The sequence below is a fragment of the Streptomyces sp. FH025 genome (assembly GCF_017427025.1).
Classification (GTDB): Bacteria; Actinomycetota; Actinomycetes; order Streptomycetales; family Streptomycetaceae; genus Kitasatospora.
Window position 1 is genome coordinate 1 of record NZ_JAFLNG010000121.1, and the last position, 14,730, is coordinate 14,730.

Below are 14,730 nucleotides of genomic sequence, written 5' to 3' on the forward strand. Positions count from 1 at the left end.
GGCTGACGGCCCAGGTGGCGAACGGGTGGGTGAGCGCGGCGCGCAGCAGGGCGGCGGGGACGGCCGGCCGCGCGGTGCCGCGGACGGTGGCAGTGAAGGCGCGCCCGCCCTGGCGCTCCAGATGGATGGTCAGGTGAAGGCGCGTCCCCGGCTCGGGCAGCACCATCGTGTAGCGACCGTCGACGGGGAAGAACGGTGAGACGTAGAACTCCTTGGCCCTCTCGCCGCGGCCTTCGGGATCGGGTGGCAGCAGGTAACGGTGCCGCCCGCCGTAGGTGTTGTGGACCTCGGCGACCGTGCACAGCGGACGGCCCGCCTCATCGCGGCACCAGTACACGGTGAGCGGGTTGAACACGTGCCCGAGCGAGCGGGCCTGGGTGAGCATCAGCACCTGCCCGTCGCCGAGGCGGACCCCGTGACCGGCGAGGTAGCGCTGCAGGTCCTGACGGAACGTCAGCGTCTCACCGACCGGGTCGAGGGCGTGGTCGCGCGGCAGGAACCGGGCCAGCGGTCGCAGCGGTCCTGGAAGGGTCGGCAGGCGGTCGAGGTCCACCAGCCACAGGAAGCCGCGGTGCTGGAACGACCGTGTCCGGGGCGTGGTGCGCACGTGGGTGGTCCGGGTGTCGTAGAGGACCGCGCCCCACGGTCCGGGCAGGGCGGTCACGGCACGCTCACCCCCAGCAGGGCGTGTGCGGCCTCGACGCCGGAACGGCAACCGTCCTCATGGAACCCCCAGCCGTGGTAGGCGCCGGCGAACACGGTGCGGACGGTCGCGAGTTCGGGCAGCCGGCGCTGGGCCGCGACCGTGCGCGCGGTGTACACCGGGTGCTCGTAGACGGTGCGGGAGACCACCAGGTGGTCGGGGATCGGCTGCCGCTGGTCCTCGTTGAGCGTGACCAGGTAGTCGGCGTCGGTGTCCAGTCGCATCAGCCGGTTGAGGTGGTAGCTGACCCGCACCCGGTCAGAGGGGGCGGCGCAGTGGGGCATCCGGTAGTTCCATGATCCGCGGGCCGACGGCGCGGTGGGCAGGAGCGTGGGGTCGCAGTGAAGCACGGTCGGGTTGCGCGAGTAGGTGAAGGCGCCGAGGACCTCCAGCTCAGCGTCCGTCGGATCGGCGAGCAGGTGCAGTGCCTGGTCGGCGTGGGTGGCGACCACGACGGCGTCGGCCTCGGTACGGCGTCCTTCCGCGCAGACCACAGTGACACCGTCCGGGTGCCGGCGCACTGTACGAACAGGGGTGGACCGGTGGACGGCGGTCAGCCGCTCCGCGATCTTGTCGACGTAGGTGCGCGAGCCACCGACGACGGTGCGCCAGGTCGGCGAGCCGGACACGGAGAGCATGCCGTGGTTGTCGAGGAAGGCGAACAAGTAGCGGGCCGGGTAGTCGCCCGCCAGGTCGGGGGCGCAGGACCACACGGCTGAGACCACAGGGGTCATGAAGTGGCTCACGAAGTACGGCGAGAAGCGCTCGGCGGCGAGGAAGTCGCGCAGGCTCGGGTCACCCGCTCCCGGGTCGGCGAGCAGGCGGCGGGCGAGCCGGTGGAAGCGCGGGACCTCGGCGAGCATGCGCAGGTACCGGCCGCGCAGCACGACGTCGGGCCGGGCGAACAGGCCGCCCGGTCCCCTCGCGCCCGCGTACTCCAGGCCGCAGCCGTCGCACCGCACAGACATGCTCATCTCGCTGTCCTGGGTGCGGACGCCGAGCTCCCGGAACAGTCGTACCAGGTGGGGGTAGGTCCGCTCGTTGTGCACGAGAAACCCCGTGTCCAGCGTCAGTGTCCGCCCGTCCGGAGCGGTCGCGTGCTGAGTGTGGGCGTGGCCGCCGAGTCGTCCGTCGGCCTCGAACAGCTCGATCTCTACCCCGGCCCGGGAGAGCTCGTACGCCGCGGTGAGCCCGGCGACGCCGGAGCCCACGACCGCCACCCTGCGCGGACACTCGCCGCCGCCCGTTCCGGCTACGGCCCGGTCGGTGGAACCGGTGTCGAACATGCTCACGAGAGCCCCTCCCGACGGGGGCCGAAACGCGGCCCGCATGGTCGTTGCACCGGTTCTTCGGAACCGAGACCGGCCCGGATTGGCCCGACTTCGCGTCCCGGGGAGAAGCGGGGACAGGCCGTCCCCGGCACCCGGGTGCCGGTTCCATTACCCGAAGCTCTCCGCCACGCTGCACGACGACAACCACTGGCGCAGCACCGCCCGCGCAGCCTCATACCTGCGCTCCCGAGGGGGCGCTGAGCAGGTCCGGGGGCCAAGAGACGAGACGGTGGCGCGGTGGCGGGACATCAGGCCGTGACTGCCTGCTCGAGGAGGTCGACGGCGTCCGCGAGGGTGCGGGGGCGGGCTGCGTAGGCCGGGGGCTTGTTGCGGGCCCAACCGGGACCGGCGGCCACCATCAGAGCCCCGCTGCGGGAGCCGCGCGGGCCCCACATGCTGTCGCCGACCCTGCGCACCAGCTCGCGGTCTGCGGTGTGCTGGTCCTGGGACCAGATCATCACGGCCGCCGGCCCGATCCGGTGGACCGCGTCGAGCAGGGCCCGGGGCGGGACGGCCGCGCCCAGCATGCGAAACGGAACTCCGCGCTCCGTGAGCGCCGCGGCCGTGGCCTCGATGGGGAGGGTGTGCAGTTCGAGGGGCGTCGCCGCCAGGAGGACGGGCCTTGCCTGCCGGGCGGTGGACCCGCCGACAGCCACGCCCCGCAGGGCACTGGAGACGTGCCAGGACAGCAGGTGCTCGACCTCGACGTACTGCTCGCCGTCCGCCGCCCACTTGCGGCCCGCAGCGCGCAGCGCGGGCATCATGACCTCCGTCCACGCGTCGATCACCCCGAGCGCGTCCACCACTTCCCTCAGGATCCGGGCAACCTCCGGCGCATCCAGCCGCACCGCCGCCCGGGCGAGGCCCCGGCATTCGGGGCGCAGCGTCCCGACCCGCAAGGCGCGGTTTCCGCCGGGACCGTGACCGAGCCCCTCGCCGCCCCGTGAGTCCGTTTGCGGCTCGGGGAGAGCGGGTCGCGGGCTGTCCTCGTGAACGGAGACGTCGCGCTCGGCCAGGGCCGCCCTTGCCGCCTCGCCCGGAGGCACCCCGCGTGCCGTCAGCCGGCACATCGTCTCCAGGACGGCAATGTCCCCAGGGCTCCAGCGGCGGTGGTGTCCGGCCTCTCGGTGGGCAGGGCCGATGCCGTAGCGGCGTTCCCAGGAGCGGACCGTCGCGGGTGACACACCCAACCGCTGAGCCACACCGCCGGTCGGCAGCCCGACATTGTCCACCGGGTCGGGCGTCGAGTCCGGGCCTCCGGACTGCGCTCTGATCTGCCGACCGGTGTCTCGGCCGGCCGACGAAGTCACCATCCTGCGATCCTCCCCACGGCGAACCCCGCGCAGCACACCACCACGGCGGCAACGACCGGCAGCGGGATCCAGCCCGGCCAGGCCGTGTGCAGCTCGATCGACTCCGGAGCGGAGACGCCCGCGCACGTCGACGCCTCGCACTCGGGTGTCTCGGTAAGAGGGCTCACGGGAACGGGACGCTTTCGAACGGGGAGCCGTTGGTCGATGGTCATGACGTTCTCCCGCGGTCGGCGGTGTTCCGGATGATCTCACCGGATGCGAGAAGCTGCCAGGCACCGGAGCGTTTCGAGCGGACCCGACGCCAACCTTTGCGAGACCCCGGAATCCCTCCGGGCCTGCGGCATCCCCGGTGGCCAACGTGTTCATACTGCATCTGCCGGCTCCCTGCACCTAATCGCAGCGTTTCCGCACCGTCCTCGGAACCTGCCGGCAGCGCTCGGCACGTCGCTACCATCCGACGGTTCCCGGCCCACCCTTGAACGGACCGGTGATCTCCCCGGTAATCCACCCACCGTAGAAATCGCCTTCCTGAGCGCGCACAGCCTCCCCGTCGACGGTGCACAGGTCCACCCGCTCCGGATAGAACGCCAGCATGCCGCTCAGCTCCCGGTTCCCGGGAAGCGGCTGCGGATAGCTCCACGCCGCCTGTACCGCCCAGCGGGACCCCACCCGCAGATCCCAGTAGCAGGCCCGCCCCTTCCACTCGCAGAAACTCACGCCCTCGGCCGGCGCCAGCAGTTCGGTGGCGATGTCGGCGGGCGGCAGGTAGAACACCGGCGGGTGGCTGGTCTCCAGCACCCGGACCCCGTGCGTCGAGGAGGCCACCACCCGCCCGCCGAACCGGACCTCGACCAGTCGGCCGCGAGCGGACCGGACCACCGGAGGCCGCGGGTAGTCCCACACCGACTCCGCACCGCGACCTGCCGCCGTCATCGCCCCGCCCCCGCGACACGGCCGGACCCAGGCCACCGTCCAGCCGGAACTTCCTCCGCGTAAGGGCGGTCGCGTTCAAGCTCGAAGGCGGCCCTGAGCCGAATGAGGCCATCTCGGATCCGGGTCTTGACGGTACCCAGCGGCACGCCGGTCCTCTGCGCGATCTCCCGATGCGAGTACCCGCCGTAGTAAGCCAGCACCAGGGCCTCGCGTTGCGCCGAGCTCAGATCGGCCAGAGCGGACCTGACCCGCAGCCGGTCCAGCGAGCGGACCACCTGGTCCTCCAGCGGATCGCTCGGCAGCTCCCGGACCCCGACACGGTGGTCGCGTTCGGCAGCCGCCTGGGCGGAGCGCACACGATCCACTGCGCGGTGGTGCGCGATTGTCAGCACCCATGTCATCACCGGCCCGCGCTCCGGCCGGTAGGCCGCCGCAGTGCGCCAGACTTCCAGCAAGACCTCCTGGGCGACTTCCTCGGCATGCGCGGGGCTGCGCAGTGCGCGCAAGGCGACTCCGTACACAGGTGCGGCAACCGCGTGGTACAGCACCTCGAACGCGCCTTCGTCGCCGTGCGCCGACAGCTCCAGGAGACGACTCAGGACCGCGGCACCTGGCACTTGCCTGCCGCCGAGATCCGGGTCGAAACGGTTTCGGATGAGCGAGGTCACGTGGCCACGGTGCAGCGATTCAGCACCAAGGCCCAGTCGAAGCGTTTGTGCAGCGTTTTCCGAAGGGAGGACCCGACCCTGTCAAACGATGCGGCACCGCTGCACCTGTTCCCGCCGACTGCGCCAGCCGCCCGAGCTGGCGTCATGGTCGGCCTCGATCTCATCGGCCTCGATCTCATCGGCCTCGAGTGTCGCGCCGAGGAACATTTCGGCGGCCCTGAACATTGGCCTGTACCTGCTGCGCTTCCGCATCCTCACCCCGCACCAGATCCAACTCCGGGCGCTGGTGCCCGGCTGCCTCGCGGCCGGCCCGGCCTGGACCGTGCTCCAGGCATTCGGCGGCTATCTCGTGGCACATCAGCTACGGCATGCGACCGCCCTCTACGGCAGTCTGCTCCAGCCGCCGCTCACCAGGGCTGACCAGCAGGTGCTCGACGCCATCGCGGAGGCAGAGGAACGCCGGCCTGAGCAGCGTGTCCACAGTCGCTTCCTGCACCGACCAGACCCTGGCGAACGGTGAGTCGCCCGACGTCTGCCGGCCGACCGAGGGGCCGGGCACCGTCACCGTTCCACATCCCGCCCCGGACTTCGACGGTGATCGCTGAGTGCGTCGAGTCTTCGCCGCACGGTGAGCGATAACCCGGCGGATTGCGACCGATGGGGCGGGACGGCTGCTACTTCGGGCTCCACGGGTGGTCGGCGAGCTGCTGGCGGAGGGCCTCGAGTCGGGCGAGGCAAGCGTCGATCGAGGCGATGGCGGCACCGGTCTCGGCGCGGGTGCGTTGGCCGACTTGGTCGAGCTGGTCTTGAATCCGCTGCCAGCGTTGCTCGGAGGATTTCAAGTCCAGTGAGACGGTCGTGACGCTATGAGGTTTGTGGTGCGGGTTCCCTGCGCTTGGCGGGGTCGTTGATCCACGCTGTCTGCGGGATCTCGGGTGGTCTGGGGCGGCGGCCGAAGCGTTCGGGGTGGCGCGCGTAGGCCTCGGCGAGGGTGACGGCCCGCTGGTCTCGGATCTCCTCGGTGGTGCCGAAGTGGACGCTGGCGGGCGTGTGAAGGCCGATGCCCGAGTGCCGGTGCTCGTGGTTGTAGTACGAGATGAAGGCGTCGAACCATTCGCGGGCGTGGGCCAGGGAGTCGAACCGCTCGGGATAGTCGGACATGTACTTGGTGGTCTTGAACTGGGCCTCGCTGTAGGGGTTGTCGTTGGAGACCTTGGGGCGCGAGTGACTCCGGGTGACGCCGAGGCCGATCAGCAGCTGGGAGACCTTCTTGGAGGTCATCGAGGTGCCTCGGTCGGCGTGCACGGTCTCGGGGACGATGCCGTTGCGCGCGATGGTCTCGCGGATCAATTCTTCTGCCCGCTCGGCTGCGAAGATCGAGGCCGAGGAGAACCTCGACGGGAAGTACCTCCTGCGCTGCTCGGACCCCCACCTGAGCGCCGAGGACATCGCGCTCGGATACAAGCAGCTGCTGGAAGTCGAGCGCGGCTGGCGGGACATGAAGCAGATCATCGACCTGCGGCCTGTCTACCACCGCCTCGAAGAACGCATCCGGGCCCACGTCATCCTGTGCTGGCTGGCCCTCCTGCTGATCCGGATCACCGAGACCACCACCGGCGACACCTGGCCGCACATCCGACGCGAACTCGACCGCCTCCACCTGGGCACCTTCACCGGCCCCACCGGAACCTTCCAGCAGGTCACCGCCCTGACGAAGCCCCAGCGAGACCTGCTCGCGAAGCTGCAGACCCCCACCCCCAGGCAGATCGTCGCGCTTCAACCCGCAACCCGCTGACCAGCCGAAACGCGACCGCCTAGAGAAACGCCCTCCAGGCGGTTACAAGCACCTCCGCCCAGCTCAGACCCCGGATTCGACTCTCCAGCCCACTGAATTACGCGGAACGCAGGGGTGTGCGGCATGCCGCACACCGAGCCACCCTTCAGCAGCAGCCAGGCCCCCGGTGAAGAGACCTCATCGCACTTCCCGAACAACAACCCCACTCTCGCGGGGGTTGTTCTCGTGGCCGCAGAGCTGACGGAGGCCCCGGCTGGTAGGACTGCGGGCTCAGGGCCCGTCCCGTCCAAGCCGCCTGATTTCGGGCACCCCTGCCGTGGGTGTGGCGGGGGCGGGCGCACCGCCGAGCATCACGGCCAGGCCCCCTGGCCTGCCTCGACGGTGGCGCGCTGGTCAGGTGTTCCTGCCTCGGGCGGCCACGCGCCACCGGTCCACGAGTTTGCCGTCGCTAACCACGGCGACGTCGTCGACGAGGTTCACCGCCACGCAGACGTGGTTGGGGACCACCCGTACCCGCTCGCCGAGCGCGGGAAGGTCGGTGTGCTCGGGCCAGAGCACGGTGGCGTGGTGCTCGGACAGTGCCGTGATGCGGGCTTCCGGGTGGTCCATGAGCCGGCCGAAGCCCGTCGTCCACGCGGGTCGGTCACCGCCGAGGACCTTGCTGCCCGCGTCCAGGACGACCCGCCGGGGCGTGGTGTCGTCTCCCTCGTGCCGGCTGACGACGGTCGCCGCGACCGTCAGCGCGATGTCCTCCACGGCGCACCGCCCGAGTTCGAGCTGCTGGGCGTCGCCGAACACGTAGACGCCCGGCCGCGCCTCGGTGATCGCCGAGGTCCCGGTCAGCTCCGCGGTCGGAGTGGAGCCGCCGCTCACCCGCGTGGCCTCGAAGCCTGCGGCGGCCAGCAGCTCGGCTGCCTGCCCGAGGGCCTGCTGCTCCTCCTCGGCCGCCTTCGCCGGCATGCCCGGTGCGTAGCCGTGGCCCGGGAAGGTGAACACTCCCCCGACGCGGAGCCCGGCGCGGGCCGCCGCCCGGGCCACCTCCACGGCCTGAACCGGGCGGACACCGCTGCGGTGGTGGCCGCTGTCGATCTCCACCAGGACCTCGATGTCGCCCGCCGCGTCCCCGAGGTGCCGGCCGGCCGCCTCGGCGGCTTCGACGGAGTCCGTCCCGATCGCGATCCTGGCCCTGGTGCCGAGCCTGCGCAGCCGCTCCGCCTGCCGGGGCCCGATCCAGAGCGGGTAGGCGATGAAGAGGTCGGTGGCGCCGTGCTCGGCGAAGACCTCGGCCTCCCCGATGGTCGCCACCGTCAACCCGACGGCCCCGGCCGCGAGCTGCCGCGCGGCGATCTCCGGCATCTTGTGGGTCTTCGCGTGGGGGCGCAGCCGCAGGCCCTTGGCCCGTAGTGCCGCTGCCATGCGCTCGATGTTCCGTTCGAGCACATCCAGGTCGACCATGATGTCCGGGGTGTCGATCTCCACCGGGATTCCGCTCATCTTTGTCCTTCTCGACTCGAATCTCTTCGGACGTATTCTCGCTCCACGAGGATCGGTTCGAGCAACTCGTGCAGGGCGACCGCCACCAGGGGACTCCGGGACCCGGCCGGGAACGTGCGGTCGCAGCGGGCGGTCGGGCAGATGGAACTCCACGCCGGTTCGTACACAGGGTCACGATTCGGGCACCGGCGATGACTGCCGGTCAGCCCGGACATATCCTCTGCCGCAAGCAGGCGACGGACCGATCGGGCGGTAACCCAGTGGCAGCAGTCGACAGCCGGCGCGTACAGACAGCCGTCATCGGAGGCCCGGACTCCGACCGGCCCGTCATCGCCCCCGAGGAGCCGCACAATCTGGACGAGTTCCGGCGTCATTTCGGAACCGACCAGTTCTGGTGCGGCACCCAACTTGGCGGCTGTGGCGAGAAGTTGATGACCAAACGGTACGAGTGGAAGGTCTGCCACTTCTCCCACTACCCGGACCGCGACGGCAGCAAGCCCACCTGCCATCGCAGCGCGACCGGCGTGGAGAGCGCCGACCACCTCTTCATCAAACGCGATGTGAAGGCCTGGCTGGCCGACCAGGGGCACCTGGCCCAGGCCGACCTGCGCAGCCTGGGACACGGGCCCGGCGACGCCGTGGACTTCTGGCTGCGCGCCACCGAGCAGCACTTGCGGTTCGCGCTCCACCCCGGCGACTACCGGAACTGGCGGCGGGCCGTGGAGAGCCTCGGTGCGAAGACCGGAAGGGTCGAATGGGTCTTCGGTCGGGACGGCGTCGTGGTCAACGACATGGTGGCCCGGCGCGGCTACGCCCTGCGGGTCCGCTGCGAGACGCGGGGAACCGACCGCCGCGTCCTGATCGGCCTGGTGACCGCCAGTACCGGGGCCATCCCGTGGGCGCCGCTGGAGTCGTGCCGGATGACCGGCGACGGCCTCGTTCCCCCCGCGCTGGACACCTTGCGGGCCGAGGGCTCGCTGCCCACCCGCGCCGTGGGACAGACCCCGTTTCCCGCGAGCCTGCCGCTCCGGGGCGCGGAGATCGTCTTCGCGGTCGACACGACCGCGACTCCCCCGGCCGCGTCGCACTTCACCGTGCCCGGCCGCTACCTGGTCGCGGCGTTCGTGAAGGCGGCCGCCAGCCGGATCGTCCGCTCCTACGTCTCGCTGCCCGACGCCGTGCCGACCCCCACCGAGCAGTACGTCTACCGGCTCAACGGGGTGGCCCGGTTGCTGGTCGACGACCTCGACGACTCCGGAGGGAACACCGGCTGGGCCGTCCGTGCCGACGGTCTCACCCGCCTGTCCGGGCTGGAAGCCGAACGGACCGGCCTCTGGCGCCCCGAGGTCGCCCTGGAGGAGGTTGCGGCCACTCGCCCGCCGGCCCCGGCCACGCCGAAGGCGGCACCGACCCGGGTCGAGACCGGACCTGACGATGCCCCGCGCAGCCCTCTGGCAGAACTCCTCCGCCAGGTGCTGATCAGGGTCGCCCGCGCGGGAGAGACCACCTCATGGGAGGACCTCTCCCACCGGGCCCACTTCGATCTGTCACACCTACCCGACCCGAAACGGCGCTCCCTCCTGGTCGAGGTCGACCGACCGCTCCACCCGGGCCGGGCCCCGCTGTGCGTCCTGGTCCAGGGCCGGTCCGGACGCGTCCTCCCCTACCTGCGAACCGTGCTGCGCCAGTTGGACGCGGATATACCGGTGCCGGAAGCCGCCTTCCAGCACTGGTGCGAGCGGGCCGTCCGAGCGGCCCACGACCACTACCGATCCGCACCGACCTCGGGCGCCACGCCGCGCTCCCGGCCCGACGACTCGGAACCGTCGAAGGTCCGGGAGCTACGGCGGGTGCTGCGCGAGGCCCGGGACCTCCGGCCCCGTACCCAAGGCAGGCGGGCGGAACGACTGGACACCGCGATCCAGCAGGCGGAACGACAGCTGCACGACTTCGAGACGGCCCGTGCCAGGGGCGTCGTCGTGCTGCCCGGTGCCACTCTCCTCGAAGAATTCGCCAGGGTGCTCGGGCACACCGTCCAGGCGCAACCGGCGGCCACCCGCAACGGTGCGGCCCGATCCACGGGAACCACGGTCACCGGCCGGACGGGCGCACCCGGCTCGGGGAGCCGCCCCACCCGGCCCGATCGGGCCACCGGGGCGGAAGACATCGGCAAGGTCGAGACCGCCGACCGGCCCGCACCCATCGCTGAGACCGAAAACGCCGCCGGAACGCGGCAGGCCGGGATCCCGGCCGCCCGCCAGGCGGATCACCCCTCGTCCGGCCACGCCGCCCGGGCCGCCGACCTGGTGTCCCGTTTCGCGCAGGCCAAGGCCGCGGACGACGTGTCCGCCGCGACCGCGGTCCGTGAGGAGTCGGCACGCGCCCTCGGCGCACCCGGGGTGCCGGGCTCGACGGCCAAGGCGCTTCGACGGCTGCTGAGGGACCTGCACAAGTGGATCGGTTCGCGCGAGGAGGACGACCTCCGGGCCCGCATCCGCGGCTTGCTGGAGAACGCCCTCCGGGCGGGAGACAACGGGGACGAACTCGCCCTGCGAAGCGATCTCGCCCACGCCAGGATCCTCCGGCGCAGGCTCATCGGCGGTGTTCCGCAGGATCTTCAGGAACTGTTCGACATCTGCTCCCGACAGCAGGCTCCTGTGACAGGACCGGCCTCCCCGCGCCCCGAACCCGCCGCCCCCACCACGGCGACCGAGGAGGCCCGGGCGGCGGCCGAGGAGGCGCCCGAGGAGACGCCCGGGGAGGTGGCACAGAACCGCCCCCTCCCGGAGACCGCGCTCAGCGAACTCGCCGGGGCCGTGGGGCACGTCCTCCGTGAGGTCGCCCGTCACCAATCCACCATCACCTGGTCGGGAATCGCCCGCCGGTTGAATCGCGACCTGCCCCGGCTCCAGGGTTTCGAGCAGCGTGAGTTGCTCACCCGGATCGACGGTGACACGCCGGCCGGCGAGCCGTTGCTGTCCGCCCTTGTCGTGACGGGGGACCACACCCCGACCGCGGTCTACCGCGAGGTCGCGCTGGCACTCGGCAGGGAGCTCCCGCACCCACGGAACGGACTCCGCCAACACTGGCAGATGGACGTCTTGCGACTCCACTCGCTGTGGCGTCACCGCTGAGTCGACAGCGGCACACGGACTTCGGGACAGCCCGCTCGCGCGCGGCCCACTCCTCCTTCGTGAACAGAGGGTCGGCCAGCCGGGGCAGGCCCTTCGCGTCGCGGGTGATCTTGCGCGCCTCGACAGAGCGACCGGTCAGTTTCAGGCCCATCGGCGCCGGGGAGCGGAGGATCTCGCCCACGCTGGTGGGGTCCCTGCGATTCGACGGAGCAGTCTTACGCTTGCTCCAGATAGGACTCGCCCTGGTCCCTCCAGGCACAGGTCGACGGGGTGTCAAAGCCGGCGGCTTCCACGGCCGTCATGAAGGGGGAATGTTCGATGATTCTGGTCACTGGAGCAACAGGAAATGTCGGCGGCCACGTCGCGCGGCAGCTGCACGAGCGGGGCCACGGTGTCCGGGCACTGGTGCGCGACCCCTCCCGGGCGGGCGGCCTCCCGGCGGGGGTCGAGCTCGCCGTCGGCGATCTCGACGACCCCGCCGGCGTGTCCAACGCGGTCCAGGGCGTCGAGGCCGTCTTCCTGATGCAGGCCGGAGGCGGGAGCGGGCAGACCAGGACGGTGATCGACGCCGCGCGGAACGCGGCGGTGCCGAGGATCGTCCTGCTCTCGTCCGTCGGCGCGCGCCTGCTGCCGCTGGAGGATAACCCCATGGGGGCCGCCCTCGCGGCTCGCGAGCAGCTCCTGCGCGAGTCCGGTCTCGGTGTGACCTACCTGCGGCCCAACACCTTCGCGTCCAACGCCCTCTGGTGGCGCGACTCCGTCCGTGCGGGCAAGGTCGTCTCCCCTGCCGGTGACGGCCGGCACGGTGTGATCGACCCGGAGGACATCGCACGCGTCGCCACGGTCACCCTCACCCAGGACGGCCACGTGGGGAAGGGATACTTCCTCACCGGTCCGGAGGGCCTGACCGCGCGCGAGCAGGTCGAGATCATCGCCGAGGTGACCGGGCGTTCGATCGACTTCGAGGACATCACTCCCCACGAGTTCGCCCAGGCCGCCATTCGGCGAGGAACTTCGCCCGAGGAGGCACACCTCCTCGAACGCCTGCACGCGTTCCTCCGCACCGGCCGCGCCGGATTCGTCACCGACGACGTCGAGAACATCACCGGAACAGCCCCCAGGACCTTCCGCGACTGGTGCGAACGCCACGTCGACGCCTTCCGCTGAGCCCCGGCGCCCCGGTGCGGCATCGTGCTGCCGGGTTCGCGTCAGCGGGAGGGTTCGATTCCCCAGGCCGCGGCTTGGGCGGCGGCGGCCGCGCGGTTGGGGAGGTCGAGCTTGGCGAGGATGTGCTCGATGTGGGTCCCCACGGTGCGGGGCGTGATGTACAGCCGCTCGGCGATCTCCCGGTTGGTGCGGCCGGCGGTCAGTTCGGCCAGCACCTGGAGTTCCCGTGGTGAGAGTCCGCCGGGCCGGGGCGCGTTGGCGGTGGGGTCGGCTGCGGTGGCCTGCCCGGGCTGCCGGCCCGTGTGGGGGGCGACGGCCGCCGCGAGGGCCTCGGTGAGCAGGGTGACCACGGCACGTGCCGGATCGGGCGTGCGCCGCCGCTGACGGGTGCTGACGTTCAGCATGCCGACGTACCGGCCGTCGGCGGCGAACAGGCACTGGGCCACGCCGTCCTCGATGCCGAGGGGGCACAGCACCTTCCGGAAGCCCGGGGACGCCGCCAGCAGCTGCTGGGGGACGTCCCCGAGCCAGAGGCCGCCTCGGTCGGGACTGCGGAGCACGGGGAACACCGGGTCGTGGTGGAGGCGGGTCTCGATGTAGGCCGTGGCGTCGTCCGGGTAGCTCCCGGCCAGGGTGGTGTGGCGCCGGTGCAACGGATCCCATCGGGACAGGGAGGCGTGGTCGTACTCCATCACCTCCGACAGTGCCGCCAGGACCGTGTCGAAGCCGGTCGTGCCGGCCGTGGCGCTCCTGGCGGCCTCGCGGACGTGGACGGCCGCGTCCAGGATGTCCGACCTGCTCCGCTCCGGTGCCATCCCCCAAGGATGATCATGTAACCGGAGTGCGTCAATCGCGAAGGGTGTCGTGCACGACCAGGCCGTCCATGACGGTGAGGACGACGGGCATGTTCGGGATGTCGCGGGGGTCGGCGGTGAGCAGGTCCCCGTCGAGCACGCAGAGGTCGGCGACCTTGCCCGGTTCCAGGGAACCCTTCCAGTCGTCGGCGAAGTCCTGCCAGGCCGCGTCGATCGTGTAGGTGCGGATCGCCTCGGCCAGGCCGATGCACTGCTCGGGACCGCTGACCCTGCCGGCGGCCTTCGACTCGCGCAGCATCATGGTGGCGACGCCCTGGCGCCAGTCCGGGTACGTGACGGGGGCGTCCGACCCGCTCGCGACCCGCACGCCGGCGTCGATGGCATCGCGGTAGGGCCATGCGTACGCGGCCCGCTCGGCGCCGACGAACTCCTCCTCCATGTCGGCGACGGTCCACTTGATGGTGGGGTTCATGTTGACCCCGAAGCCGTGCGCGGCCAGCACCTGCATGCTGTGCGCGGTGAGGAAGTCGCCGTGGATGACGTAGTGGCGGGCGTCGGGCCGCGGGTGCTCGGCCATGGCCGCGGCGAGGGCGTCCGCGACGGTGTCGTTGGCCCTGTCGCCGGTGACGTGGATGCCCAGCTGGTGCCCGGCGGTGTGGGCGAGCCGGATCATGGCGGCGATCTCGGCGGTCCGCTCGGCGTCGGTCCCGCCGCCGACGCACAGGGATCCGCAACCGCCGCCGACGTACGGCTCGTGCATCCAGGCCGTCTTGTTGGGCACGACGCCGTCGGCGAAGACCTTGATCCCGTGGATCGCGAGGCGGCGCGGATCCGCGTCAGCGGCATCGTCGAGGGCCGCGAGGCCTCGGGCGAACTCCTCGGTGGTGCTCGCCATTCCGGTGGGCAGGAGCAGGACGCCGACGCGGGCGGTCAGTTCGCCGTCGGCCAGCAGTCGGCGGTAGACGTCGAGGGTCTCCGCGCCGAGCGTGCCCCGCATGATGCCGGCACCGCCGGGGCCGAGCCCGGGCTCGGTGTAGCTGGTCACACCGAGCCGGGCGAGCGTGGCGAGGGTCGACCTGATCGCATCGGTCCGCTCCTGCCGGCTGAGCGGCGGCAGCGCGTTCTGGACGAGGGCCTGGGCCCCCTCGTGGAGCAGCCCGGTGGGCTCCCCGGTCTCGTCCACGACGATCTCGCCGCCGGGCGGTGCGACGGTGTGCCGGTCGATCCCGATGAGCTCCAGGGCCTTGGAGTTGACCCAGGTCGCGTGCCCGGAGAAGGAGTACAGGACGACGGGGTGGTCCGGGCTCACGGCATCGAGGTCGCGCCGCGAGGGCCGCCGCGACGGATCCAGGACGCACTCGTCGAGGTAGCCGGTGT

14 protein-coding genes and 1 pseudogene are annotated in these 14,730 nt (G+C 71.5%); 5 read left to right on the forward strand and 10 right to left on the reverse strand.

Going from position 1 to position 14,730, the window contains the following annotated elements:
* The 6 genes and pseudogenes from J0670_RS11900 to J0670_RS11920 form a co-directional block, all read right to left on the reverse strand.
* The coding region (locus tag J0670_RS11900) for a DUF1365 domain-containing protein (protein WP_207811486.1) at nucleotides 1-655 on the reverse strand (655 nt) is incomplete at its 3' end.
* A gap of 5 nt (nucleotides 656-660) precedes the next feature.
* Entirely contained in the window at nucleotides 661-1,989 is a 1,329-nt protein-coding gene (locus tag J0670_RS11905) for an NAD(P)/FAD-dependent oxidoreductase (protein WP_207811485.1), read from the reverse strand.
* A 293-nt stretch (nucleotides 1,990-2,282) separates the two neighbouring features.
* A complete protein-coding gene (locus tag J0670_RS40225; RefSeq protein WP_307806490.1) occupies nucleotides 2,283-2,933 on the reverse strand; it encodes a B12-binding domain-containing protein in 651 nt (216 codons plus the stop codon).
* A 132-nt stretch (nucleotides 2,934-3,065) separates the two neighbouring features.
* A pseudogene (locus J0670_RS40230) lies at nucleotides 3,066-3,713 on the reverse strand (MerR family transcriptional regulator); the annotation flags it as partial.
* Nucleotides 3,714-3,794: 81 nt separating this feature from the next.
* Complete coding sequence (locus J0670_RS11915) at nucleotides 3,795-4,280, reverse strand: DUF427 domain-containing protein (protein ID WP_207811476.1); 486 nt, start codon at nucleotides 4,278-4,280, stop codon at nucleotides 3,795-3,797.
* The gene (locus tag J0670_RS11920; protein WP_307806489.1) at nucleotides 4,277-4,948 is read right to left on the reverse strand and encodes a sigma-70 family RNA polymerase sigma factor; all 672 of its coding nucleotides are present in this window, start codon (nucleotides 4,946-4,948) and stop codon (nucleotides 4,277-4,279) included. The genes J0670_RS11915 and J0670_RS11920 overlap by 4 nt, the downstream gene beginning before the upstream one ends.
* An 88-nt stretch (nucleotides 4,949-5,036) precedes the next feature.
* On the opposite strand from J0670_RS11920, the gene J0670_RS11925 reads away from it, so the two are divergent.
* Nucleotides 5,037-5,468 carry a hypothetical protein gene (locus J0670_RS11925; protein ID WP_207811477.1) on the forward strand — a complete coding sequence of 144 codons (432 nt, stop codon included), beginning with the start codon at nucleotides 5,037-5,039 and terminating at the stop codon, nucleotides 5,466-5,468.
* A gap of 172 nt (nucleotides 5,469-5,640) precedes the next feature.
* Nucleotides 5,641-5,799, forward strand: coding sequence for a hypothetical protein (locus J0670_RS11930; RefSeq protein ID WP_207811478.1), 159 nt, complete (start codon nucleotides 5,641-5,643; stop codon nucleotides 5,797-5,799).
* Between the two features lie 13 nt (nucleotides 5,800-5,812).
* On the opposite strand, the gene J0670_RS39865 is transcribed toward J0670_RS11930, so the two are convergent.
* Nucleotides 5,813-6,298: an integrase core domain-containing protein gene (locus tag J0670_RS39865; RefSeq protein WP_207811479.1), complete on the reverse strand. Its 486-nt coding sequence runs from the start codon at nucleotides 6,296-6,298 to the stop codon at nucleotides 5,813-5,815.
* Here J0670_RS39865 and J0670_RS11940 point away from each other — a divergent pair.
* Entirely contained in the window at nucleotides 6,282-6,743 is a 462-nt protein-coding gene (locus J0670_RS11940) for a hypothetical protein (protein WP_243436898.1), read from the forward strand. The two genes, J0670_RS39865 and J0670_RS11940, sit on opposite strands and share 17 nt — an antisense overlap.
* A gap of 393 nt (nucleotides 6,744-7,136) precedes the next feature.
* Here J0670_RS11940 and J0670_RS11945 read toward each other — a convergent pair whose 3' ends face one another.
* Nucleotides 7,137-8,237 carry a D-TA family PLP-dependent enzyme gene (locus J0670_RS11945; RefSeq protein ID WP_207811480.1) on the reverse strand — a complete coding sequence of 367 codons (1,101 nt, stop codon included), beginning with the start codon at nucleotides 8,235-8,237 and terminating at the stop codon, nucleotides 7,137-7,139.
* A gap of 431 nt (nucleotides 8,238-8,668) precedes the next feature.
* Here J0670_RS11945 and J0670_RS11950 point away from each other — a divergent pair, with 431 nt between their 5' ends.
* Together J0670_RS11950 and J0670_RS11955 are read left to right on the forward strand one after the other, a co-directional pair.
* Nucleotides 8,669-11,371, forward strand: a complete 2,703-nt coding sequence (locus tag J0670_RS11950; RefSeq protein ID WP_207811481.1) for a hypothetical protein — start codon at nucleotides 8,669-8,671, stop codon at nucleotides 11,369-11,371.
* Between the two features lie 318 nt (nucleotides 11,372-11,689).
* The gene (locus tag J0670_RS11955) at nucleotides 11,690-12,538 is read left to right on the forward strand and encodes an NAD(P)H-binding protein (RefSeq protein WP_207811482.1); all 849 of its coding nucleotides are present in this window, start codon (nucleotides 11,690-11,692) and stop codon (nucleotides 12,536-12,538) included.
* 41 nt (nucleotides 12,539-12,579) lie between these two features.
* Here the strand turns inward: J0670_RS11955 and J0670_RS11960 are convergent, their stop codons facing one another.
* Together J0670_RS11960 and J0670_RS11965 are read right to left on the reverse strand one after the other, a co-directional pair.
* Complete coding sequence (locus tag J0670_RS11960) at nucleotides 12,580-13,353, reverse strand: LuxR family transcriptional regulator (RefSeq protein WP_207811483.1); 774 nt, start codon at nucleotides 13,351-13,353, stop codon at nucleotides 12,580-12,582.
* Between the two features lie 31 nt (nucleotides 13,354-13,384).
* Nucleotides 13,385-14,730: amidohydrolase (locus J0670_RS11965; protein ID WP_207811484.1), on the reverse strand; the 1,346-nt coding region annotated here is incomplete at its 5' end.

Coding starts and splice junctions, on each gene's coding strand:
- J0670_RS11905 (WP_207811485.1), bottom strand. CDS start 1,989: ATGTTCGACACCGGTTCCACCGACCGGGCCGTAGCCGGAACGGGCGGC.
- J0670_RS11915 (WP_207811476.1), bottom strand. CDS start 4,280: ATGACGGCGGCAGGTCGCGGTGCGGAGTCGGTGTGGGACTACCCGCGG.
- J0670_RS11925 (WP_207811477.1), top strand. CDS start 5,037: ATGCGGCACCGCTGCACCTGTTCCCGCCGACTGCGCCAGCCGCCCGAG.
- J0670_RS11940 (WP_243436898.1), top strand. CDS start 6,282: ATGGTCTCGCGGATCAATTCTTCTGCCCGCTCGGCTGCGAAGATCGAG.
- J0670_RS11945 (WP_207811480.1), bottom strand. CDS start 8,237: ATGAGCGGAATCCCGGTGGAGATCGACACCCCGGACATCATGGTCGAC.
- J0670_RS11950 (WP_207811481.1), top strand. CDS start 8,669: ATGACCAAACGGTACGAGTGGAAGGTCTGCCACTTCTCCCACTACCCG.
- J0670_RS11955 (WP_207811482.1), top strand. CDS start 11,690: ATGATTCTGGTCACTGGAGCAACAGGAAATGTCGGCGGCCACGTCGCG.
- J0670_RS11960 (WP_207811483.1), bottom strand. CDS start 13,353: ATGGCACCGGAGCGGAGCAGGTCGGACATCCTGGACGCGGCCGTCCAC.